Raw genomic sequence first — 21,820 nt, 5'->3', positions numbered from 1 at the left:
GCGGGACAACGCAGCGCGTCGAGAAAAGGTCGGGGGTAAAAACGATACTGGATGATACAGCGTCGAGCGCCTTTGCCTTGCCACGAGCAGATACAAATCCGGGCAATTTGATGTCTCGTCCCGACTTCGCCTCCACGGTAAGGTGCGCCGACAACTCATGCTGTACGTCAAGGCCAGGAAGCCTGACGCTCGATTTCAATTCTTCAAGGAACGAACCATGCCACACCCATTTTCCGCTCTACGCGCGCTGACGATCACGTCGGCCTCATTGCTCGCCGGTTGCTTGACCGTCCCCGATCCCCCCGGCGTGGATCCTACCCAGTTCGAAACCCCGGAGTACCACGCCCAACAAGGCTTGGCCGTCGTCAAGGCATCAGCGCTCTACGCTCGTGGCGGGACTGGCCAGGATGTTGTCGTGGCGTTGATCGACTCGGGGCTCAACGCCAGCCTCGAGGAGTTCGAGGGCAGACTGGGTGATCCTGGATTCGACCATGTCGAAGACCGTCCCGGCACCGTTGACCGCATCGGTCATGGCACGCAGATGGCCGGTATTCTCGCCGCCAACAAGGACGACCGGGGCATGCACGGCATCGCGTTCAATGCGCGGTTGATCCCCTTTCGCTTTGGCGACGACAACGAGCCGTTTTTCTTCGACAGCGAAATCGCCCGGTCCTGGCAAAGTGGTTTTGACAAGGGTGCCCGGCTGTTCAACAACTCGTGGGCCAACGCCATTCCCGCCACCGAGATCAATGAGGCGCGCTACAACCAGGTGATGCCCGACTCCCTGGCCGTCGCTCGAAAACTGGTCGCGGACGGCGCCGTGTTGGTCTTCCCCACCGGTAACGAACTCAAGCGAGAGCCCCTGGCCGAGCCAGGACTGCCGGTCGCATTGCCAGAACTGGAAAAAGGCTGGATCGCAGTGGTGGCGTTGAAGAACGACGGCAGCGCCATCAATGGCAAATCCAACTATTGCGGCGTCGCAGCTGCCTGGTGCATCGCCGTTCCCGGCGGCGACGCCGGTGCACAGGCCGGCCTGCTCACCGTTGGCAAGGACGGCCGCTACGTGCAGACCGCTGGCACATCTCCCGCCGCCGCGTTGGTCAGTGGCGCACTGGCGGCGCTACAAAGCCTTCACCCGCAACTCAGCCCGCAGCAGATACGCGAACATCTGCTGGCGACAGCCAACAGCACAGGTATCTACGCCAACAGCGAAGCCTATGGCAGAGGATTGATGGACCTTGAGGCCGCCGCACTACGCATGCCTGAACAAATGGCTGACTGAACCCAAACCCCTATCGCTCGCGAGCCTGGCAGCAATCGACTCGCGATACCCATGAACACTTTACGCCTGGCCCACCAACGGCAGGACGCCCGCGGTTCGCAGCTTGAAAAAGGAAGTAACCATGTCGCACAAACTGAACCTACCTACCGTCCTGATGCTGTCCCTACTACTGGGCGGATGCATGAAATTCCCCGACGACCCGCCAATCCTCGCGACGGTCAAAACCGCAATCGCGACGCCTGCGATTTCTTGATTGCAGCGTTCTTCTTTTTCCAACGGGCAACGATTTCCCCCTAAACTTTCCACCGGTACAGACGCACCTCTTTTATTCTGGACATTTCATCATGCACCTTGCGCCAGACTTCCCCGATGACCATGCCATGCGCCAACTCATGGAGCTGCTCCACGAAGAAATCGGCCTGCCTGAGCGCAAGACGATTCGCCTGGGCACTGCGATCAATCTCGACTTGGGTTGCGATGGCGCGGACGCCCGGCACCTGATGGAGGCACTGGAGGAGCGGTTCGCCATCGAGCTCATCGACTACGACGCCTACCGCTATTTCCAGCCTGAAGGGTTCGATGTGTTTCAAAAACGCAGGGCCAAGGGCCGGGGGAACAAGCTGCCACTGACCATCGGCATGCTTTACAAGGCGATCAAGGCACAGCGATGGGATACGCGGGAAGTGGAAGAAGCCTAGCTGATCGGCGCGCCTCAAATAGCCACCCATGAAAAAACCGCCCATAAAGGGCGGTTTTTTCATTCACCAACCAAGCCTTACAGCTGCGGCCCAGCAGCCTTGATCGCGTCGCTCACGTCGAACTTCTTGAAGTTCTCGGTGAACAGACCGGCCAATGCCTTGGCTGCTTCGTCGTAGGCGGCTTTGTCGGCCCAGGTGTTGCGTGGGTTCAACAGGCCAGTCTCGACGCCTGGAACAGCCAGCGGCACATCCAGGTTGATGATGTCCAGGTGTTCGGTTGCAGCACCGATCAGCGCGCCGCTCTGGATCGCCGCGATCACCGCACGGGTGGTCGGAATGTTGAAGCGTTTGCCGACGCCGTAGCCGCCACCGGTCCAGCCGGTGTTGACCAGGTAGACCTTGGAGCCGAAACCACGAATGCGCTTGATCAGCAGCTCAGCGTACTCACCGGCCGGACGCGGGAAGAACGGGGCGCCGAAGCAAGTGGAGAAGGTCGACTTGATGCCACTGCCCGAACCCATTTCGGTCGAGCCCACCAGTGCGGTGTAGCCGGACAGGAAGTGGTAGGCGGCTTGTTCTTCGCTGAGGATCGACACCGGCGGCAGTACGCCGGTCAGGTCGCAGGTCAGGAAGATCACGGCGTTTGGCTCGCCACCGAGGTTTTTCGGTGCGCGTTTCTCGATCAGCTCACGCGGGTAGGCAGCGCGGCTGTTCTGGGTCAGGCTGTCGTCGGCGTAGTCGGCTTTCTTGGTGGCCGGGTCCAGGACGACGTTTTCCAGTACGGCGCCGTGCTGGATGGCTTTCCAGATCACCGGTTCGTTCTTCTCGGACAGGTCGATGCACTTGGCGTAGCAGCCGCCTTCGATGTTGAAGACCACGCCCACGCCCCAGCCGTGTTCGTCGTCACCGATCAGGTAACGGCTTTCATCGGCGGACAGGGTGGTCTTGCCGGTGCCCGACAGGCCGAAGAACAGGGTCACATCGCCCTCTTCGCCCATGTTCGCGGCGCAGTGCATCGGCAGCACGTCAACGGCTGGCAGCAGGAAGTTCTGCACGGAGAACAGGGCTTTCTTCATTTCACCGGCGTAGCGCATGCCGGCGATCAGCACTTTCTTGGCCGCGAAATTGATGATCACGGTGCCGTCGGAGTTGGTGCCGTCGCGCTCAGGCTCGCAGACGAAGTTCGGCGCGTTGAGGATCTGCCACTCGTCCTTGCCGCCGGCGTTGTATTGCTCGGGGTTGATGAACAGGCAACGGCCGAACAGGTTGTGCCACGCCGTCTCGGTGGTCATCTTGACCGGCAGGTAGTGCGCAGGATCGGAACCTACATGCACATGGGAGACAAAACGCTCACGCTCGCCCAAGTAGGCTTCGACGCGGTTCCACAGGGCATCGAACTTGTCGGCCGGGAACTTGCGGTTGATCGGGCCCCAGGCGATGGCATCCTGGGTGGTTGGCTCTTCCACGATGAAACGGTCGACTGGCGAGCGACCGGTACGATGACCGGTACGAACAACCAGCGCGCCAGTATCGGCAAGCTCGCCTTCACCGCGATTCAGGGCTTCTTTGACCAGATCATCGACACTCAGATCGGTGTACACGGCGTTATTGGCTTGCGTCATGAGATTCCCCGTCGGCCCGTGGCCGAGTGCTCCAAACGTTTTGTAGTAGGAAGTCGCGCACTACTACCCGAAAAAAGTGGGCCGGATTATGCCAGAAAAGCCCAAAAAAAGTAGGGCCCTCCCGTCAGTACGGCGTAAATCCGGCGTTTGCCAGGAGATTTACCTGCGCTGAACCGTTTTAGTGTCGAGTATCTGACGGTGTGTCGACACCCGCACCGGCGAACAATTGAGCGATGTCCGCCGCGTCGAACAGGTAGCGCTCATTGCAAAACTGGCAGTCGATCTCGATGGCGCCGCCATGCTCGATCACCAGTTGCTGCGCATCTTCCAGACCCAGACTGACCAGCGCATTGCCGGAACGTTCACGAGAGCAACTGCATTGGAAGCGCAACGGCTGGCCGTCGAACAAGCGTACCTGCTCCTCGTGATAGAGGCGATGCAGCACGGTTTCGTTGTCCAGGCTCAGCAGCTCATCGGCGCTCAGGGTGCTGGCCAGAGCGGTAATGTGCTGCCAACTGGCGTCACGTTCCTCGGTGTCACGAAGGCGATCGGCGGGCAGCTGTTGCAGTAGCAAACCGCGCGCGCGCCGCCCGTCGGCGTAGAGCCAGAAACGGGTATTGGTCTGCTGGGACATGACGAAGTAGTTGGTGAAGCACTCGGCCAGGGTCGCGCCGTCGAGATCGACGATGCCCTGGTAGCGCTTGCCATGGGTGGGGTCCACCGTCAGGGCCAGCACGCCGTTGGGCATCATGTCGGCCAGGGTCGCGTCGGGCGCGATCTGCTCGGCGTGATAACGGGCCAGGCCACGGATCTCGCGCTCGCTGGAGCACTCGATCATCAGCAGCGGGACCGGACCTTCGGAACGCGCCTGGAGAATCAGCAAGCCATCGAACTTCAAGGTGCCCACCAGCAACGCCGCAGCCGCCATCAGCTCGCCGAGCAGTTGTGCGACCGGCTCCGGATAGGGGTGCTTGGCGAGGACTTCGGCGTAGCTACGCTCCAACGCCACCAGCTCGCCGCGGGCGTCGCTGTCATCGAAGATGAAACGTTGGGTGTAGTCGGTATCCGGTAAATCAGTCATAGGATCTGGTATCTGAGGTGATGACAAATGATGGCGGGCATTTTATGGGCATTCAGGGTGGGTTCCAAGCAAGGCTTGGGTTTGCCTGACGGGAAGAGACCGATGACTCAATCCGAATGGTCATTGTGGCGAAGGAGCTTGCTCCCGCTCGGCTGCGCAGCGACCGTCAGATTTTGGGGCCGCTACGCAGCCCAGCGGGAGCAAGCTCCCTCGCCACGGGCCTTGCGCCAGCCTTTTATTCGTTATTGCTGCCGTGAAACTTGAACAGGTCACGGCGTTGCTTCTTGCTCGGCTTGCCATCGGTGCTGACCCCCAGGGCGCCGGCCTTGCGTTGCGCGGCGGCGGCTTCGCGCTTGGCGATGCTGGCTTCGGTTTCGCGATACAACGCCTGCGCTTCAGGTGCGCCGCGACGCACGATCGACAGGGCCTCGACCACCACGGTCTTTTCATCGAACCCGGTGCGGATGACAAACTCATCGCCGATGCGGGGCTCCTTGCCCGGCTTGCAGCGCTCTCCCCGGTGATGGACCTTGCCGCTTTCGATGGCGGTCTTGGCCAGGGCCCGTGTCTTGTAGAAGCGCGCCGCCCACAACCATTTATCGAGACGGACCTTGTCGTCTTCTTCCTTTTTTTGTGCCACTGCAATTCCTCTTTCTGCCATTAGCCGGAACTGTACTACCGTTTTTGTCGAGCGCACGAATCAGGCCCGACGGATAGAATGCCCGCCAAACCGACGCCACACACATCGCTTCGGCCGGAATCGGTTACAAGCACACACAAGTGCGTAGATAACTGTCGCCATTTTGTGATTATTCTGCGTGAATACCGCGATTCGCGGAGTCCACGATCCGATGCACTGATCGCAGGTTTTTTTATTGAAGACTTTTGACCATTTGACCGTTGTCGGTCTGCGCGAGTGGGTAGCGCTCCCGGATCTGGGAGTCGTGGGCCTGCGGGCAAAAATCGACACCGGGGCCAGCACCTCCAGCCTGCATGCCACTGACATCGAGCCGTTCGAGCGCGATGGCGAAAAATGGGTGCGCTTCACGGCGCACCTTGGCACGGTGGTGCAGTTGCGCCATCGCCGCTGCGAAGCCCCGCTGGTGGCGCGCAAGACCATAAAGAGTTCCAACGGCCACGCTCAGGTCCGCTACGTGATCAGCACCACGTTGGCGCTGGGTGACCGGGTCTGGCGGGTCGAGTTCACCCTCGCCTGCCGCAAATCCATGCGATATCGCCTGTTACTGGGTTCCAAAGCCTTGATCGACGGCCAACTGGTGGTCAATCCGGGCACCAAATATGTTCAAGAAAAGCCGGCATTCCCGGTGTCCACTACCTCTGCCACAGGTGTTGCATGAAGATCGCTGTGCTGTCGCGTAATCCGCGTCTGTATTCCACTCGTCGCCTGGTTGAAGCCGGGACCGAACGTGGCCATGAAATGGTGGTGATCGATACCCTGCGCGCCTACATGAACATCGCCAGCCACAAGCCGCAGATCCACTACCGTGGCAAGCCGCTGGAAGGGTTCGACGCGGTGATCCCGCGCATCGGCGCATCGGTGACGTTCTATGGCTGCGCCGTGTTGCGCCAGTTCGAAATGATGGGGGTCTTTCCCCTCAACGAGTCCGTGGCCATCGCCCGTTCCCGGGACAAGCTGCGCTCGCTGCAATTGCTGTCACGGCGCGGGATCGGCCTGCCGGTCACCGGTTTTGCCCACTCGCCCGACGACATTCCCGACCTGATCGCGATGGTCAACGGCGCACCGCTGGTGATCAAGGTGCTGGAAGGCACCCAGGGCATCGGCGTGGTCCTGTGTGAAACCGCGACGGCGGCGGAATCGGTGATCGAGGCATTCATGGGCCTGAAGCAGAACATCATGGTCCAGGAATACATCAAGGAAGCCGGTGGCGCCGACATTCGCTGCTTCGTAGTTGGCGACAAAGTGATTGCCTCGATGAAACGCCAGGCCAAGCCCGGCGAGTTCCGCTCCAACCTGCATCGCGGTGGCAGCGCCAGCCTGATCAAAATCACCCCGGAAGAGCGCATGACCGCCCTGCGGGCCGCAAAAGTCATGGGCCTGGCCGTGGCCGGCGTGGATATCCTGCGCTCCAACCACGGGCCGCTGGTGATGGAGGTCAACTCCTCGCCGGGCCTGGAAGGCATCGAGACCACCACCAGCAAGAACGTGGCAGGGATCATCATCGAGCATCTGGAAAAGAATGGCGGGCCGAACATGACCCGGACCAAAGGAAAGGGCTGAGTCAACACAAAACCCTGTGGGAGCGAGCCTTTGTGGGAGCCGAGCTTGCTCGCGATAGTGGTGCGCCAGTCAAGATCAACTTTACTGATCCACCGCCATCGCGAGCAAGCTCGGCTCCCACAGGTTCTCTGTCTTACTTGAGAGAGATGGTTATACCGCATCCCTTGGCAGCATCAACCCCAACGGCAACCGCACCCGAGCCTCCAACCCGCCACCGGCGCGGTTGCGCAGTTCGACGTTGCCGCCGTGCATCGAGGCGATACGCTTGACGATGGCCAGGCCCAGGCCCGTGCCTTTCCCACCCCGGGCGCGATCGCCCCGGGTGAAGGGGTTGAAAATGGCTTCCAGCTCCGAGGGATCGATGCCGGCGCCACGGTCCATGACGCTCAGCACCACGTAAGGCGCGCTGGTGTCGCCAGAGACATAGGCCGCCACTTCGACGCCGGCGCCGGCATGGTTCAGGGCATTGCCGATCAGGTTGTTCAACAAACGCTTCATCGACACCCGGCGCAACGGGAACGGCTGAATCGGCTCCAGGCGCAGGTGCACTTTCTCGTCGTTCTGGTTATAGGGCGCGACCACTTCCCGCACCAACTCGCTGAGGTCCACCTCTTCCACGGACTCATCACGCCCGTCGCGTATGAACGCCAGGAACTGGTCGAGAATCGCGTCCATGTCCTCGATGTCGCGGACCATCTCGTCGGTCAGGTCGGTGTGCTCGCCCATCAACTCCAGCGACAACCGCAGCCGGGTCAAGGGCGTGCGCAGGTCGTGGGAGACGCCCGCCAGCATCAGCTCGCGTTCGCGCCCGGCCTGTTCCACATCCTCGGCCATCTGGTTGAAGGCGCGGTAGACCTCGGTCATCTCGCTGGGCGTATCGCTGATGGGCAGCCGCACGCTACGCCCCTGGCCCAGTTGGCGGGCGGCGTAGACCAGGCGTTTCAACGGTTGGTTGAGCTGGCTGACGAAGATCCACGCCGATGCCGTCGATAGCAGGCCGATGGCCAGGAACCAGCCGAGCACGTTCCAGATTTTCTGGCCGCGCAACGGATGCGGGTACAACGGCACTTTCAGCCAGCCATCCCCCAGGCTTGGAGCCCGCACCCAAAGCGCCGGCGGCGAATGCATGCGCAATCGCACCTCGGTATCGGCGCCCAGTTCGGCTTGCATCTGGCGTTGATAGATCTCGCTGTAGGGCCAATGCTGCTCGCCCTCCGGCACGCCGGCACCGACGACACGGATCAGCGTCGCCGCCTCGGCAATTTTCGCCCGGTTGGTTTCGTCCGCCGCCCAATAGGCCCGCAGGGTCAAGGCAACGCCGTGGCTGTACTGTCGGTCCACGAGCACGTCTTCGTTCATCAGCAGGTACACCAACGTCAGTGCCTTGGAAAAGAGCACGACGATCAGCACCAGCCAGAGGGTGCGGGAGAAGAAACTCTGGGGGAACCAAACGGGGGTTTTCATGAATAACCGCTATACACTTGCAGGAGCGAGCGATGCTCGCACAATGACAGACCGCGAGTCGCCTGGAAGAAGACATTTCAACCGGCCAGGCCACCCGCTCCTACAAATCGCCGATCACTTGCTGGCGGCGCCATCCGGCACGAACACATAACCCACGCCCCAGACGGTCTGGATATACCGCGGCTTGGAAGGATCAGGCTCGATCATCCGGCGCAGGCGGGAAATCTGTACGTCGATGGAGCGCTCCAGCGCATCCCATTCACGACCGCGGGCCAGGTTCATCAGCTTGTCGCGGGTCAGCGGCTGACGGGCGTTCATCACCAGGGCCTTGAGCACGGCGAACTCACCGGTGGTGAGCATGTGGACCTCATCGCCGCGCTTGAGCTCACGGGTGGCCAGGGACAGTTCGTAGTCGCCGAAGGTCACGCTTTCATCTTCGCTGCCCGGCGCACCAGGCACCGGTGCCGACTGACGGCGCAACACCGCCTTGACGCGGGCCATCAGCTCGTCGGGGTTGAACGGCTTGGCCAGGTAATCGTCGGCGCCCAGTTCCAGGCCCTTGATACGGCTCAACTCGTCGCCCTTGGCGGTGAGCATGATGATCGGGATCTGGTTGTTGGCGCCGCGCAGGCGGCGGCAGGCGGTCAGGCCGTCTTCACCGGGCAGCATCAGGTCGAGTACGACCAGGTTGAACACTTCACGTGCCAGCAACCGATCCATTTGCTCGGTGTTCGGTACGGTGCGGGCGCGGTAGCCCTTGCTGACGAAAAAGCGTTCCAGCAGGCTGCTCAGCCCTGGATCGTCGTCAACAATAAGAATTTTTTCGCCTTCAGCAGTTTGTGCAGTGCTGCTCATAGGAAGCTCCTTTGATCTCGGCGCGCATTATGGCCTAGCTGCCGTTATACGCACCGTGTGCATTGTTAGCAGATTTTTCCTCTATCTCCACAAATCCGGGTATCAAGCCTACAGACCATGTCCCCCCCTCAGGACGGAACGCTGGTTATAATGCGCGGCCTTTTGTGCCAGGGAATGTCGGATCGTGATCCCGACGTGCCATTTTTTTAGCCTTGGCAAGGCAACTTTTTGAATTTCGCGGGTCAACAGGCAGCCTTTTGACCCAGGCAGCGGCGCATGCCAGGCCGCTCAACCAGTCTCGCCGAGCCCGGTTTCTGTGGTGGCGAGCCTGATTTCACAATTTGTCAGGTGGTTTTATGGACAGCATCAACAGCCGCATCGCCGAGGAACTCGGTGTACGCCCACAACAGGTCGAAGCGGCCGTCGCGCTACTCGATGAAGGTTCCACGGTGCCTTTCATCGCCCGTTACCGGAAAGAAGTGACCGGCAGCCTCGATGACACCCAGCTGCGGCATCTGGAAGAGCGCCTGCGCTACCTGCGAGAACTCGACGAACGGCGCATCAGCATCCTGGCCAGCATCCAGGAGCAGGGCAAGCTGACCCCGCAACTCGAGCGCGACATCAAGCTGGCCGACACCAAGACTCGTCTCGAAGACTTGTACCTGCCCTATAAGCAAAAGCGCCGCACCAAGGGCCAGATCGCCCTGGAAGCCGGCCTCGGCGAGCTGGCCGACGGCCTGTTCAACGACCCGACGCTGGCCCCGGAAACCGAAGCTGCGCGCTTCGTCGATGCCGAAAAAGGCGTGGCGGACGTGAAAGCCGCGCTGGAAGGCGCCAAGTACATCCTCATGGAGCGTTTCGCCGAAGACGCCAACCTGTTGGAGAAACTGCGCAACTTCCTCAAACAGGAAGCCATCCTCAGCGCTCGGGTGATCGCCGGCAAGGAAGAGGAAGGCGCGAAGTTCCGCGACTACTTCGAACACGACGAACCGCTCAAGAGCATGCCGTCCCACCGCGCCCTGGCGATTTTCCGGGGTCGCAACGAAGGCATCCTCAGCTCCGCCCTGAAGGTCGGTGAAGAATTGCCGGGCACCATGCACCCGTGCGAAGGCATGATCGGCCAGCAGTTCGGCATCCAGAACCAGAACCGCGCCGCCGACAAATGGCTGGCCGAAGTGGTGCGCTGGACCTGGAAGGTCAAGCTCTACACCCACCTGGAAACCGATCTGCTGGGCGAGTTGCGCGACAACGCCGAGACCGAGGCGATCAACGTGTTCGCCCACAACCTGCACGACCTGCTGCTGGCCGCACCGGCCGGCCCCCGCGCCACCCTGGGCCTGGACCCGGGCCTGCGCACCGGTTGCAAGGTGGCGGTGGTGGACTCCACCGGCAAGCTGCTGGATCACGCCACGGTCTACCCGCACGTGCCGCACAACAAGTGGGACCAGACCCTCGCCGTGCTCGCCGCCCTGTGCGCCAAGCATTCGGTGGACCTGATCGCCATCGGCAACGGCACCGCCAGCCGCGAGACCGACAAACTGGCCGCCGAGCTGATCAAGAAATACCCAGCCATGAAAATGACCAAGGTCATGGTCTCCGAGGCCGGCGCTTCGGTTTACTCGGCATCGGAACTGGCTTCCAAGGAATTCCCCGACCTGGATGTGTCGATCCGTGGCGCGGTGTCCATCGCCCGTCGCCTGCAGGATCCACTGGCGGAGCTGGTGAAGATCGACCCCAAATCCATCGGCGTCGGCCAATACCAGCATGACGTTTCCCAGTTGAAACTGGCCCGTGGCCTGGACGCCGTGGTGGAAGATTGCGTGAACGCCGTGGGTGTGGACGTGAACACCGCTTCGGTGGCGCTGCTGGCGCGGATCTCCGGCCTGAACGCCACGCTGGCGCAGAACATCGTCACCCACCGTGACGAACATGGCGCGTTCAAGACCCGCGCCGCGTTGAAGAAAGTCCCACGCCTGGGTGAAAAAACCTTCGAACAGGCCGCCGGCTTCCTGCGGGTCATGAACGGCGACAACCCGCTGGATTCGTCGGCCGTCCACCCTGAAGCCTACCCGCTGGTGCAACGCATTGCCGCCCAGACTGACCGCGACATTCGTTCGCTGATCGGTGATGCCGCGTTCCTCAAGCGCCTGGACCCGAAGAAATTCACCGACGAAACCTTCGGCCTGCCCACCGTCACCGACATCCTCCAGGAACTGGAAAAACCGGGCCGCGACCCGCGCCCCGAGTTCAAGACCGCCGAGTTCCAGGACGGCGTCGAAGACCTCAAGGACCTGCAACCGGGCATGATCCTCGAAGGCGTGGTGACCAACGTCACCAACTTCGGTGCCTTCGTCGACATCGGCGTGCACCAGGACGGTCTGGTGCACATCTCGGCACTCTCCGAGAAGTTCATCAAGGACCCGCGCGAAGCGGTGAAGGCTGGCGATGTAGTGAAAGTGAAGGTCATGGAAGTCGACATCCCGCGCAAACGCGTCGGCCTGTCGATGCGCATGAGCGACACACCGGGCGAGAAAATCGACGGTGCCCGTGGTGCTCGCCCTGGCTCGACCCCGCGTCAGTCGCAGAACACCGCGCCGCGCAAGGAAACCGCCACCGCGGCCCCGGTGAACAACGCCATGGCCTCGCTGTTCGCCAACGCCAAGCAGTTGAAGAAACGCTGATGGACACGCCGGCCGGGTTGGTGGAAAGCGCTTTTTTCAAGCTGCTCGGCTGCCGCTTGCAGAGCCTGGGGGACGGGGTGGCGCAAGTCGCCCTGGGCCTTGAGCCGCCGTTGCGCAACCGCGGCGGCAAGCTGCACGGCGGTGCACTGTTCAGCCTGGTGGACATCGCCATGGGCCTGGCCTGCTCCAGTGTCCATGGCTTTGACCAGCAAAGCGCGACCATCGAATGCAAGATCAACTACATTCGCGCCGTGTCCGACGGCGAAGTGCTGTGCACTGCCCGGGTCATCCACCCGGGCCGGCGCACGCTGGTGGTCGAAGCCGAGGTGATGCAAGGCGACAAACTGGTCGCAAAAGCGCAAGGCACGTTCGCTGTCCTATAGCTCCCTGTCATCGATTTGAGTTAATTTCGACGCCATGAATGCAGTGTCGGACTTTCCTGTGGGAGCGAGCTTGCTCGCGATAACGGAGAGTCAGTCAAGATCAACGTTGCTGATCCACCGCCATCGCGAGCAAGCTCGCTCCCACAGTGGGGTTGCGGTGGCTAGCTTTTGGCACGAAAACCAGGCGAAAACGCCAGTTTTAACTTCACCCTTGTAGACCGTCTTGCCCACCCCCATATTGGGGCGACTGACGCGTGAAGGAATTCAACTTGAGCGACCTTTTAAACCGCCGCCTGGCCCTGCTCGGCGAGCGCGCCAACCTCTCCCTGCTCGAACAGTGCCTGCACGGCATCGAGCGTGAATGCCTGCGTGTCACGGACGATGGGCGCCTGGCGCAGACTCCGCACCCCAAGGCCCTGGGTTCGGCGCTGACCAACGAACAGATCACTACCGACTATTCCGAGTCGCTGCTGGAGTTCATCACGCCGGCCCTGGCCAACCCGGCCGATACCTTGCGCAGCCTCGACAAGATCCACCGGTTTGCCTACAGCAAACTGGGTGACGAGTACTTGTGGAGCCCGTCGATGCCGTGCCCACTGCCAGCGGAAGAAGAGATTCCGATCGCCTACTATGGCACCTCGAATATCGGCCAGCTCAAGTACGTCTATCGCAAGGGCCTGGCCCTGCGCTACGGCAAGACCATGCAATGCATCGCCGGGATCCACTACAACTTTTCCCTGCCGGAAAAGCTCTGGCCGCTGCTCCGTCAGAACGAAGCCGCCGATCTGAGCGACCGTGACTTCCAGTCGTCGGCCTACATCGCGCTGATCCGTAATTTCCGCCGCTACAGCTGGTTGCTGATGTACCTGTTCGGGGCCTCGCCGGCCCTGGACGTCGGTTTCCTGCGGGGCCGTCCGCACCAGTTGGAACAACTGGACCCGGACACCTTGTACCTGCCCTACGCCACCAGCCTGCGCATGAGCGACCTGGGTTACCAGAGCAACGCCCAGGCCGGCCTCACGCCATGCTACAACGATCTGCCGAGCTACACCGACAGCCTGCGCAAAGCGGTGGCGACACCCTACGCGCCGTACGTCGAAGTCGGCACTCACCAGAACGGCGAATGGGTGCAGCTCAATACCAACATCTTGCAGATCGAAAACGAGTACTACTCCAACATCCGTCCCAAACGCGTGACCTACACCGGCGAGCGGCCGATCCAGGCCTTGATGGCCCGGGGTATCCAGTACGTCGAAGTGCGGTGCCTGGACATCAACCCGTTCCTGCCGATGGGTATCGACCTCACCGAAGCGCGGTTCCTCGATGCGTTCCTACTGTATTGCGGCCTCAATGACAGCCCGCAGTTGGAAAACAACGAATGCGGCAACGCCACGAGCAACTTCCTGACCGTGGTCAAGGAAGGTCGCAAGCCAGGCCTGCAATTGCAGCGCCAGGGTCAAGCGGTGGACATGCAGGCCTGGGCCGTGGAATTGCTGGAAAAAATCGCTCCGCTGGCCGCGCTGCTCGACCAGAGCCAGGGTGGCGATGCCCATCGCCAGGCACTGGACGCGCAATTGGCGAAAGTCCGCGATCCGTCCCTGACGCCTTCCGCCCAGGTGCTGGCCGCCATGGCCGAACACCAGGAAAGCTTCGCCCAATTCTCCCTGCGCCAAAGCAAGGCCCACGCCGAATTCTTCCGCGCCGAGCCGTTGCCTGCCCAGGAACAAGCGACATTCGAAGAGACCGCGCGCGAGTCGCTGGTCCAGCAAGCTGAGCTGGAACAGAACGAGGTGGGGGATTTCGATGTGTTCGTGGGTTCTTACCAGGCAAGCATCCTGGCGATCAGCAACTGAACATCCCTCTTTGGCGGGGATACTCTTGTGGCGAGGGAGCTTGCTCCCGCTGGACTGCGCTGTAGGAGCTGCCGAAGGCTGCGATCTTTTGATCTTTCGCTTGAGACTCAAGCACCAGCGGAAAGATCGCAGCCTCGCTTCGCGAGACAGCTCCTACAACCGAGCGGGAGCAAGCTCCCTCGCCACGGAGGCCTCAGTCGTTTCCGGATGTTTTTTCGCAAATAAGCTAATTCGAAAAAGTTATTTATTTCTGAATTCTTAGATCATTTAGTCTCCTCGAACGCCGAACGTCCGGCGGCCTGTTGAGGAGATTTTCCATGTCTTTGCGTTTCCCCCTTCGCCTTCTCGCGGCCGCCTCCCTGGCAGCAACGAGTCTTTTTGCCCAGGCAGCCGACCTGACCGTCGCTTACCAGACCACCGTCGACCCGGCCAAAGTCGCCCAGGCCGATGGCGCCTACGAAAAAGCCACCCAAGCCAAGATCGACTGGCGCAAGTTCGACAACGGTGCCGACGTCATCACCGCCATCGCTTCGGGCGATGTGCAGATCGGCTACCTCGGTTCCAGCCCGTTGACCGCGGCCATCACCCGCAAGGTCCCGGTGGAAACGTTCCTCATCGCCACCCAGATCGGCGCCGCCGAGGCCTTGGTGGTTCGTGACGGCTCCGGCATTAATTCCCCGCAAGACCTGATCGGCAAGAAGATCGCCGTGCCGTTCGTGTCCACCGGTCACTACAGCCTGCTCGCCGCGTTGAAGCACTGGAACATCGACCCCTCGAAAGTCACCGTGCTCAACCTGGCGCCACCGGCCATCATCGCCGCCTGGAAGCGTGGCGACATCGACGCCACCTACGTCTGGGACCCGGCCCTGGGTGTGGCCAAGGAAAACGGCAAGGTGCTGATCACCTCCGCGGAGCTGGCCAAGTTCGGCGCCCCGACGTTCGACGCCTGGATCGTGCGCAAGGACTTCGCCCAGAAGCACCCTGAAATCGTCACCGCCTTCGCCAAAGTGACCCTGGACGCCTACGCCCAGTACCGCAAGGACCCACAAGCCTGGCTGGCCGATGCGTCCAACGTCGACAAACTGGTGAAGCTCTCCGGTGCCAAGGCCAGCGATATCCCGTTGTTGCTGCAAGGCAACGTCTTTCCCTTGGCGGCCGATCAGGTCGTGAGCCTCGGCGCACCGACCACCCAAGCCATCACCGATACCGCGGCGTTCCTCAAGGAGCAAGGCAAAGTCGAAGCCGTGCTGCCGGACTACGCGCCTTACGTCAGCGCCAAATACATCACTCGCTGATCAAAAAAAGGAGACATGCGATGGCCTTGCTACAGCTGGAGCGCATCAGCGCACAGTACCCCGGCGCGGCGGAACCGGTACTGGCGGATATTTCCCTGACCCTGGGGCCGAAGCAGTTGCTGGTTGCCCTCGGTCCGTCCGGCAGTGGCAAGACATCGCTGTTGAACCTGATTGCCGGGTTCGTCGAGCCCAGCGCCGGGCAGATCACCCTCGACGGCACGCCGGTCAAGGGCCCGAGCGCCGAACGCGGCGTGGTGTTCCAGGACGATGCGCTGCTGCCGTGGCAGGACGTACTGGCAAACGTTGGGTTCGGCCTGGAACTGGCCGGCATTCCCAAGGAAAAACGCGAGGCTCGCGCCCGGGAAATGCTTGCCCTGGTGGACCTGGCCGGTTTCGAGCAACGCCGCGTCTGGCAGCTCTCCGGCGGCCAGAAACAACGCGTCGGCCTGGCCCGGGCGTTGGCGGCCGACCCGCGTGTGCTGTTGATGGACGAACCGTTCGGCGCGCTGGACGCCTTCACCCGCGAGCAGATGCAGGAACTGTTGTTGCAGGTCTGGCAGCGCACCGCCAAGCCGGTGTTCCTGATCACCCATGACATTGAAGAAGCCGTCTTCCTCGCCACTGACTTGATTCTGCTGGCACCGAACCCGGGGCAGATCGTCGAGCGCCTGAGCCTGGATTTCGGCCAGCGCTACGGCGCCGGGGAATCGGCGCGGTCGATCAAGTCCGACCCGCGCTTTATCGAAACCCGCGAGCATGTACTCGCCAAAGTGTTTTCCCAACGCAGCGCCACTCGACCCCAGGAGCGCGCATGAGCAGCTACGAAATTCCAGCCGGGGTCCGTGACGCGGCGACTCGGCCCGCGGCCAGCGGTTTGAGGCCCCACCTGAGTACGCGTTGGATCAGCGGCTTGACCCTGATCGCGTTGCTGGCAGCCTGGTGGGCCGTCACCGCCAGCGGCCTGATCGAACCGTTGTTCCTGCCCCCGCCGTCGGCCGTGCTGCAAAAAGGCTGGCTGCTGGCGACCCACGGCTACATGGACTCCACCCTCTGGCAACACTTGGCCGCCAGCCTTGAACGCATCGGCCTGGGCCTGTTGTTCGCGGTGCTGACGGCGGTGCCGGTGGGCATCGCCATCGGCGCCAACCGCATCGCGCGCGGTGTGCTCGATCCGTTGATCGAGTTCTACCGGCCGATTCCACCGTTGGCGTACCTGCCATTGATCGTGATCTGGTGCGGCATTGGCGAGTTGTCGAAGGTGCTGCTGATCTACCTGGCGATCTTCGCCCCGATTGCCATTGCCACCGCCACCGGCGTGCGCACCGTCGACCGGGCCAAGCTGCGCGCGGCGCAGTCGTTGGGCGCCACGCGGGCCCAGCTGATTCGCCATGTGATCGTACCCAGCGCCCTGCCGGACATCCTCACCGGTATTCGTATTGGCCTGGGCGTGGGTTGGTCGACACTGGTGGCCGCCGAGCTGATTGCCGCCACCAGCGGCCTGGGGTTCATGGTGCAGTCCGCGGCGCAGTTCCTGGTCACCGATGTGGTGGTGTTGGGAATCCTGGTGATCGCGCTGATTGCCTTCGCCATGGAAATGGGCCTGCGCGCCCTGCAACGCAAACTGGTGCCGTGGCACGGCCAGACCCATTGATACCCAATGACCACGCCGACCATTCGGCGCCCAGACCGAGAACACTGCGATGAACCGCCCGACCATTACGCCTTTGAGCACCGCCCTCGGCGCGCAGATCGAAGGAATCGATATCCGCCAGCCGCTGAGCCTGGCCGACCGCGATACCCTCGAGCAGGCGCTGCTCGAACACCAGGTGCTGTTTTTCCGCGACCAGCCGATCGAACCGCCACAGCAGGCGCGCTTCGCTGGGTATTTTGGCGACCTGCACATTCATCCGATCTACCCCAACGTGCCGGAGCAGCCCGAAGTATTGGTGCTCGACACCGCCGTCACCGATGTCCGCGACAACGCCGTGTGGCACACCGACGTGACCTTTCTCCCAACGCCAGCCCTCGGCGCGGTGCTCAGCGCCAAGCTGTTGCCGGCGGTGGGTGGCGATACGTTGTGGGCCAGTGGCATCGCCGCCTATGAAGCCTTGTCGACACCGTTGAAACGCTTGCTGGAAGGGCTGACGGCGACCCACGATTTCACCCGGTCCTTTCCCTTGGAGCGCTTTGGCAACACCGCCGAAGACCTGGCGCGCTGGGAAGACGCTCGGCGGAAAAACCCGCCGCTGTCCCATCCGGTGATCCGCACCCATCCGGTGAGCGGGCGTCGTTCACTGTTCGTCAATGAAGGCTTCACGACACGGATCAACGAGCTGTCGGAAAGCGAAAGCGAGGCGATCCTGAAACTGCTGTTCGCCCACGCCACCCGCCCGGAGTTCACCCTGCGCTGGCGCTGGCAGGTCAACGACGTGGCGTTTTGGGATAACCGTGTGACCCAGCATTTCGCCGTGGACGACTACCGCCCGGCCCGGCGGGTGATGCACCGGGCGACGGTGTTGGGGGATGTGCCGTTTTTTCGCTGAACGCACCACTCACTTGTGGCGAGGGAGCTTGCTCCCTCGCCACAGGGGTTTGTGTTACTCAGCTGACGAAGGCTTTTCCCAAAGATTGATCCCACCTTCCTGGGCAAACCGGTCGATTTGCGCCAGCTCTTCGGCGCTGAAGTTCAGGTTCTGCAAGGCTCCGACGTTCTCGATGATCTGCTCCGGCCGGCTGGCGCCGATCAGGGCGGAGGTGACCCGGGGATCGCGCAAGGTCCAGGCCAGGGCCATTTGCGCCAGGCTCTGGCCACGACGCTGGGCGATCTCATTGAGGGCGCGCACGTGGGCGAGGTTCTCCTGCGACAAGTGCGAAGCCTGCAACGAGCCGCCCCCCGGACGATTCACCCGCGCATCGGCCGGAACGCCCTTGAGGTACTTGTCGGTCAGCAGCCCTTGGGCCAGTGGGGTGAAGGCAATCACACCGGTCCCCAATTCGTCGGTGGCGTCCAGCAGGTCTTTTTCAACCCAGCGGTTGAGCAGGTTGTAGGCCGGCTGGTGGATCAGCAGCGGGACTTTCCATTCCTTGAGCAGCGCCGCCATTTCCCGGGTCTTCACCCCGGAATACGAGGAAATGCCGATGTACAACGCCTTGCCCTGCTGCACCGCAGTGGCCAGTGCACTGGCGGTTTCTTCCAGTGGCGTATCGGGGTCGAAGCGGTGGGAATAGAAGATATCCACATAGTCCAGCCCCAGGCGTTGCAGGCTTTGGTCGAGGCTGGCCAGCACATATTTGCGCGAACCGCCGCCCTGGCCGTAAGGCCCCGGCCACATGTCCCAACCGGCCTTGCTGGAGATGATCAGCTCATCGCGGTACTGCTGGAAATCTTCGCGCAGCAACCGGCCAAAATTGATCTCGGCGCTGCCGTAGGGCGGGCCGTAGTTGTTGGCCAGGTCGAAGTGGTTGATGCCCAGGTCGAACGCCGTGCGCAGCAAGGCGCGCTGGGTGTCGATGGGCGTACTGTCGCCGAAGTTGTGCCACAACCCCAGCGACAACGCCGGCAGCACCAGCCCGCTGCGACCGACGCGGCGGTAGGGAATGGACTCGTAGCGGTTTTGCGCAGCGGTGTAGGTCATCGAAAAGGCTCTCTGTTCGGACGGCGGGTGACAGACGCTAACATTTCACAGACGCCTCGGTCAGGCTGAAAGTTCGCGCAAGGCCGCCGCTGCCAGAAAACCCGAACGCGAGCTATAACGCTGGTCCCGTCGCACGGTTTGGTCGATGCGCTCAAGCAATTGCTCGGGCAGCGTGGCGTTGAACCGCACTGACTTTCCGAAATAGGGCGTGACATCAAACTCAACCACCCCCCATATCCCCCCGGCGTATTGCGGATCGTCGAGATGATCGTCGATTTCATGGATCTGCGGCAGCGGTTCGCCGTCGGCTATCAAGCCTTCATAGTGCAACGAGAGCGCCTCTTTCACATTTTCGAATGCCTGGCTCACAGTACTGCCTGCGGAGAAACAACCCGGTACATCCGGGACCGTCACTCCGTAGTCGGAATCGGCATCCTTGTGCAGAACGACCGGAAATTTCATGTGGACGAATCCTTCCTTCAGATCCGGCAACCGCAGCAACCGGTCTGATAACAATGCATCCCCATCGGGGATTTCGTAATCGGTCATGGGCTTCATTTCAGGCCCGCCTGTTTCAATATGCTATTGATCGTGCCTCTGGGCAGATCGGCGTCAGGGTGCTTGATCGTCACCCTTCCAGCCTTGGTGGAATGCTTGTACTGATGATGGCTACCCTTGACAGCCACCAGATACCAACCGTCCTCTTCGATCTTCCTGATCATTTCCCGACTTCGCATCACCTTTGCCCTATTCGACAACTCTGCCGGAAAACTCTAGCTGCGAAAAAGGCTCCCGATACACACAATACACACCCAGAAAAATATTAGTTCAACTCTCCTACAAATGCACCGCCATCACCACTCGGTCATCGCGCCTGCGCAAACACCTCCGCCACCCAATCCACGAATACGCGAACCCGTGGCGACATGTGTCGGTTGTGGGGATAGAGCACCGACACCGGCATGGAAGGCGGCGGGTAGGCGGTGAGGACTTCCTGGATCATTCCCTGCCGGATCGGTTCTTCCATTCGGTAATGCGGGCATTGGATCAGGCCCATGCCGGCGATGGCCGAGGCGGCGTAGATCTCGGCGCCGGACACCGACAACGCCCCCCCGATCGGCACCTCCTTGAGTTCGCCATCGACCATGAACTCGAACGGATAGAGTTTGGCGGTGGTCCGCGAGACGTAATTCACCGCCCTGTGATGCTTCAAGTCATCGAGGCTCTTCGGCTCGCCATACTGGCGCAGGTAACCGGGGCTGGCACAGGTGATCTGCCGAAGATTGGCGACACGCCGGCCGATCAATGACGAATCCGCCAGCGTACCGGAGCGCAGCACGCAATCGACGCCCTCGGCAATCAGGTCGACGAAACGATCCGCCTCGCTGATGAACAGTTCTATTTCGGGGTAGCGGGCCATGAATTGCGGCAACGCCGGAATCACGAAGTACCGCGCCTGGGTGCCGTGCAGGTCTACTCTGAGTTTGCCTTTGGGCGCCACGCCGCGAAACGCCAGTTCGGCCTCTTCAAGCTCCGCCAGCAATTGCACGCAGCGCGGGTAGTAGGCTTCGCCGTCGAGGGTCGGGCGCACCTTGCGGGTGCTGCGCTCCAGCAAACGAATGCCCAGCCAGGCTTCGAATTGATTGAGCGTATGGGTCAGCGTGGCCCGGGGCATATTCAAGTCTTCAGCGGCCAGGGTGAAGCTGCTGCGCTCGTATATGCGGACAAATACCCTCATCGCCTTGACTTGGTCCATCTGAACCCCGCGCCTTGATTGTTGGAAAATATTGAACAGTCAAGGCAACTCTCGGGCATTTATCGCCAAGAGTAAACATGTGAATCTGGTTTCAACGAATCACGACACTTCAACCTCAAAGGAACCTCACATGACTGTTCAAAACTCGAAAGTTGCCATCGTGACCGGCGCCTCCCGCGGCATCGGAGCAGAGATTGCCAAGCAACTGGCCAGCGAAGGCTTTGCCGTGGTCATCAATTACGCCAACAGCGCCACCGAAGCCTCGAAACTGGTGGTTCAACTGCGCCAGGCCGGTCACCAAGCCATAGCGGTCAAGGCAGACGTGTCCTCTTCCGCCGATGTGCGGCGGATGTTCGATGAAACCGAAGCGAAACTGGGCAAGGTCGATGTATTGATCAACAACGCCGGCATCCTCCAGGTAATGCCCCTGGCGCAACACAGCGACGAGCTGTTCGAGCAGACGTTCGCCATCAACACCCGTGGCACCTTCAACACCTTGCGCGAAGCCGCGACCCGCCTGAACGACGGTGGCCGGATCGTGAATTTTTCCAGCAGCACCGTAGGCCTGAACCTGCCCGGCTACTCGGTGTACATCGCCAGCAAGGCGGCGGTGGAGTCCTTGACCCAGGTATTCGCCAAGGAGCTGCGCGGTCGGCAGATCACGGTCAATGCCGTGGCTCCCGGCCCGGTCGCCACCGAACTGTTCATGCACGGCAAGAGCGAAGAACAGGTGCAGCACTACGCCAAGATGCCGCCCCTGGAACGCCTCGGCCAGCCGCAGGACATTGCCAGCATCATCGCGTTCCTGGTGAGCCCGGCCGCTGGCTGGGTGAATGGGCAGGTCCTGCGGGCCAATGGCGGGCTTGTCTGAAGCTTCGCCCGGCGGCGCCCGCCAAACCGCTATCGCGAGCAAGCTCGCTCCCACAAGGGAGTCAGCAGCCCTCCAAGAAGGAAT

22 protein-coding genes are annotated in these 21,820 nt (G+C 61.6%); 13 read left to right on the top strand and 9 right to left on the bottom strand.

Annotated features, from left to right (window positions below; translation table 11 throughout):
• Positions 1–217 precede the first annotated feature (217 nt).
• The 3 genes from IB266_RS18580 (at position 218) to IB266_RS18575 (ending at position 1,980) form a co-directional block, all read left to right on the top strand.
• Positions 218–1,282, top strand: a complete 1,065-nt coding sequence (locus tag IB266_RS18580; protein ID WP_192262047.1) for a S8 family peptidase — start codon at positions 218–220, stop codon at positions 1,280–1,282.
• 121 nt (positions 1,283–1,403) lie between these two features.
• A complete protein-coding gene (locus IB266_RS30895) occupies positions 1,404–1,535 on the top strand; it encodes a hypothetical protein (RefSeq protein WP_257720543.1) in 132 nt (43 codons plus the stop codon).
• Between the two features lie 91 nt (positions 1,536–1,626).
• Positions 1,627–1,980, top strand: coding sequence for a DUF1493 family protein (locus IB266_RS18575; RefSeq protein ID WP_060739667.1), 354 nt, complete (start codon positions 1,627–1,629; stop codon positions 1,978–1,980).
• Positions 1,981–2,057: 77 nt separating this feature from the next.
• Here the strand turns inward: IB266_RS18575 and IB266_RS18570 are convergent, their stop codons facing one another.
• The 3 genes from IB266_RS18570 to IB266_RS18560 form a co-directional block, all read right to left on the bottom strand.
• Positions 2,058–3,602, bottom strand: a complete 1,545-nt coding sequence (locus IB266_RS18570) for a phosphoenolpyruvate carboxykinase (RefSeq protein ID WP_192262046.1) — start codon at positions 3,600–3,602, stop codon at positions 2,058–2,060.
• A gap of 178 nt (positions 3,603–3,780) precedes the next feature.
• Positions 3,781–4,683 carry an Hsp33 family molecular chaperone HslO gene (gene hslO / locus IB266_RS18565; protein WP_192262045.1) on the bottom strand — a complete coding sequence of 301 codons (903 nt, stop codon included), beginning with the start codon at positions 4,681–4,683 and terminating at the stop codon, positions 3,781–3,783.
• Between the two features lie 235 nt (positions 4,684–4,918).
• Complete coding sequence (locus tag IB266_RS18560) at positions 4,919–5,323, bottom strand: RNA-binding S4 domain-containing protein (protein ID WP_060739670.1); 405 nt, start codon at positions 5,321–5,323, stop codon at positions 4,919–4,921.
• A gap of 253 nt (positions 5,324–5,576) precedes the next feature.
• On the opposite strand from IB266_RS18560, the gene IB266_RS18555 reads away from it, so the two are divergent.
• Positions 5,577–6,041 carry an ATP-dependent zinc protease gene (locus IB266_RS18555; protein ID WP_170847591.1) on the top strand — a complete coding sequence of 155 codons (465 nt, stop codon included), beginning with the start codon at positions 5,577–5,579 and terminating at the stop codon, positions 6,039–6,041.
• Complete coding sequence (rimK, locus tag IB266_RS18550; RefSeq protein WP_003196697.1) at positions 6,038–6,943, top strand: 30S ribosomal protein S6--L-glutamate ligase; 906 nt, start codon at positions 6,038–6,040, stop codon at positions 6,941–6,943. Before IB266_RS18555 ends, rimK begins: the two co-directional genes overlap by 4 nt.
• A 150-nt stretch (positions 6,944–7,093) precedes the next feature.
• Here rimK and IB266_RS18545 read toward each other — a convergent pair whose 3' ends face one another.
• Together IB266_RS18545 and ompR are read right to left on the bottom strand one after the other, a co-directional pair.
• On the bottom strand, positions 7,094–8,407 hold the full coding sequence (locus tag IB266_RS18545) for an ATP-binding protein (protein ID WP_060739672.1): 1,314 nt from the start codon (positions 8,405–8,407) through the stop codon (positions 7,094–7,096).
• A 114-nt stretch (positions 8,408–8,521) separates the two neighbouring features.
• Entirely contained in the window at positions 8,522–9,262 is a 741-nt protein-coding gene (gene ompR, locus IB266_RS18540) for a two-component system response regulator OmpR (RefSeq protein ID WP_003196691.1), read from the bottom strand.
• Between the two features lie 356 nt (positions 9,263–9,618).
• On the opposite strand from ompR, the gene IB266_RS18535 reads away from it, so the two are divergent.
• The 7 genes from IB266_RS18535 (at position 9,619) to tauD (ending at position 18,017) form a co-directional block, all read left to right on the top strand.
• Positions 9,619–11,943, top strand: a complete 2,325-nt coding sequence (locus IB266_RS18535) for a Tex family protein (protein ID WP_192262044.1) — start codon at positions 9,619–9,621, stop codon at positions 11,941–11,943.
• A complete protein-coding gene (locus tag IB266_RS18530) occupies positions 11,943–12,326 on the top strand; it encodes a PaaI family thioesterase (RefSeq protein WP_192262043.1) in 384 nt (127 codons plus the stop codon). The genes IB266_RS18535 and IB266_RS18530 overlap by 1 nt, the downstream gene beginning before the upstream one ends.
• Positions 12,327–12,595: 269 nt before the next feature.
• Positions 12,596–14,179, top strand: coding sequence for a glutamate--cysteine ligase (gene gshA, locus IB266_RS18525; RefSeq protein ID WP_192262042.1), 1,584 nt, complete (start codon positions 12,596–12,598; stop codon positions 14,177–14,179).
• A gap of 317 nt (positions 14,180–14,496) precedes the next feature.
• Positions 14,497–15,474 (top strand): taurine ABC transporter substrate-binding protein, encoded by a 978-nt coding sequence (gene tauA, locus IB266_RS18520; RefSeq protein ID WP_092475524.1) that lies wholly within the window; start codon positions 14,497–14,499, stop codon positions 15,472–15,474.
• A 20-nt stretch (positions 15,475–15,494) separates the two neighbouring features.
• On the top strand, positions 15,495–16,289 hold the full coding sequence (gene tauB / locus IB266_RS18515; RefSeq protein WP_192262041.1) for a taurine ABC transporter ATP-binding subunit: 795 nt from the start codon (positions 15,495–15,497) through the stop codon (positions 16,287–16,289).
• Complete coding sequence (gene tauC / locus IB266_RS18510) at positions 16,286–17,125, top strand: taurine ABC transporter permease TauC (protein WP_192262040.1); 840 nt, start codon at positions 16,286–16,288, stop codon at positions 17,123–17,125. Before tauB ends, tauC begins: the two co-directional genes overlap by 4 nt.
• A gap of 49 nt (positions 17,126–17,174) precedes the next feature.
• On the top strand, positions 17,175–18,017 hold the full coding sequence (gene tauD / locus IB266_RS18505; RefSeq protein ID WP_192262039.1) for a taurine dioxygenase: 843 nt from the start codon (positions 17,175–17,177) through the stop codon (positions 18,015–18,017).
• Positions 18,018–18,071: 54 nt separating this feature from the next.
• On the opposite strand, the gene mgrA is transcribed toward tauD, so the two are convergent.
• The 4 genes from mgrA to IB266_RS18485 all read right to left on the bottom strand — a co-directional run bounded on the left by mgrA (position 18,072) and on the right by IB266_RS18485 (position 20,865).
• Positions 18,072–19,109, bottom strand: coding sequence for an L-glyceraldehyde 3-phosphate reductase (gene mgrA, locus IB266_RS18500; RefSeq protein WP_192262038.1), 1,038 nt, complete (start codon positions 19,107–19,109; stop codon positions 18,072–18,074).
• A gap of 60 nt (positions 19,110–19,169) precedes the next feature.
• On the bottom strand, positions 19,170–19,571 hold the full coding sequence (locus IB266_RS18495; RefSeq protein ID WP_063325186.1) for a type II toxin-antitoxin system HicB family antitoxin: 402 nt from the start codon (positions 19,569–19,571) through the stop codon (positions 19,170–19,172).
• Between the two features lie 92 nt (positions 19,572–19,663).
• The gene (locus tag IB266_RS18490) at positions 19,664–19,846 is read right to left on the bottom strand and encodes a type II toxin-antitoxin system HicA family toxin (protein WP_192262037.1); all 183 of its coding nucleotides are present in this window, start codon (positions 19,844–19,846) and stop codon (positions 19,664–19,666) included.
• A gap of 128 nt (positions 19,847–19,974) precedes the next feature.
• Positions 19,975–20,865 carry a LysR family transcriptional regulator gene (locus tag IB266_RS18485; protein ID WP_192262036.1) on the bottom strand — a complete coding sequence of 297 codons (891 nt, stop codon included), beginning with the start codon at positions 20,863–20,865 and terminating at the stop codon, positions 19,975–19,977.
• A 130-nt stretch (positions 20,866–20,995) separates the two neighbouring features.
• Between IB266_RS18485 and IB266_RS18480 the strand changes: the two genes are divergently transcribed.
• Positions 20,996–21,736 carry an SDR family oxidoreductase gene (locus IB266_RS18480; protein WP_060739682.1) on the top strand — a complete coding sequence of 247 codons (741 nt, stop codon included), beginning with the start codon at positions 20,996–20,998 and terminating at the stop codon, positions 21,734–21,736.
• Positions 21,737–21,820: the final 84 nt, after the last annotated feature.

It is taken from the genome of Pseudomonas sp. Pdm06 (assembly GCF_014851795.1).
In the GTDB taxonomy this organism is placed as follows: Bacteria; Pseudomonadota; Gammaproteobacteria; order Pseudomonadales; family Pseudomonadaceae; genus Aquipseudomonas; species Aquipseudomonas fluorescens_AA.
This window is presented reverse-complemented; position numbering and strand designations above follow the sequence as displayed.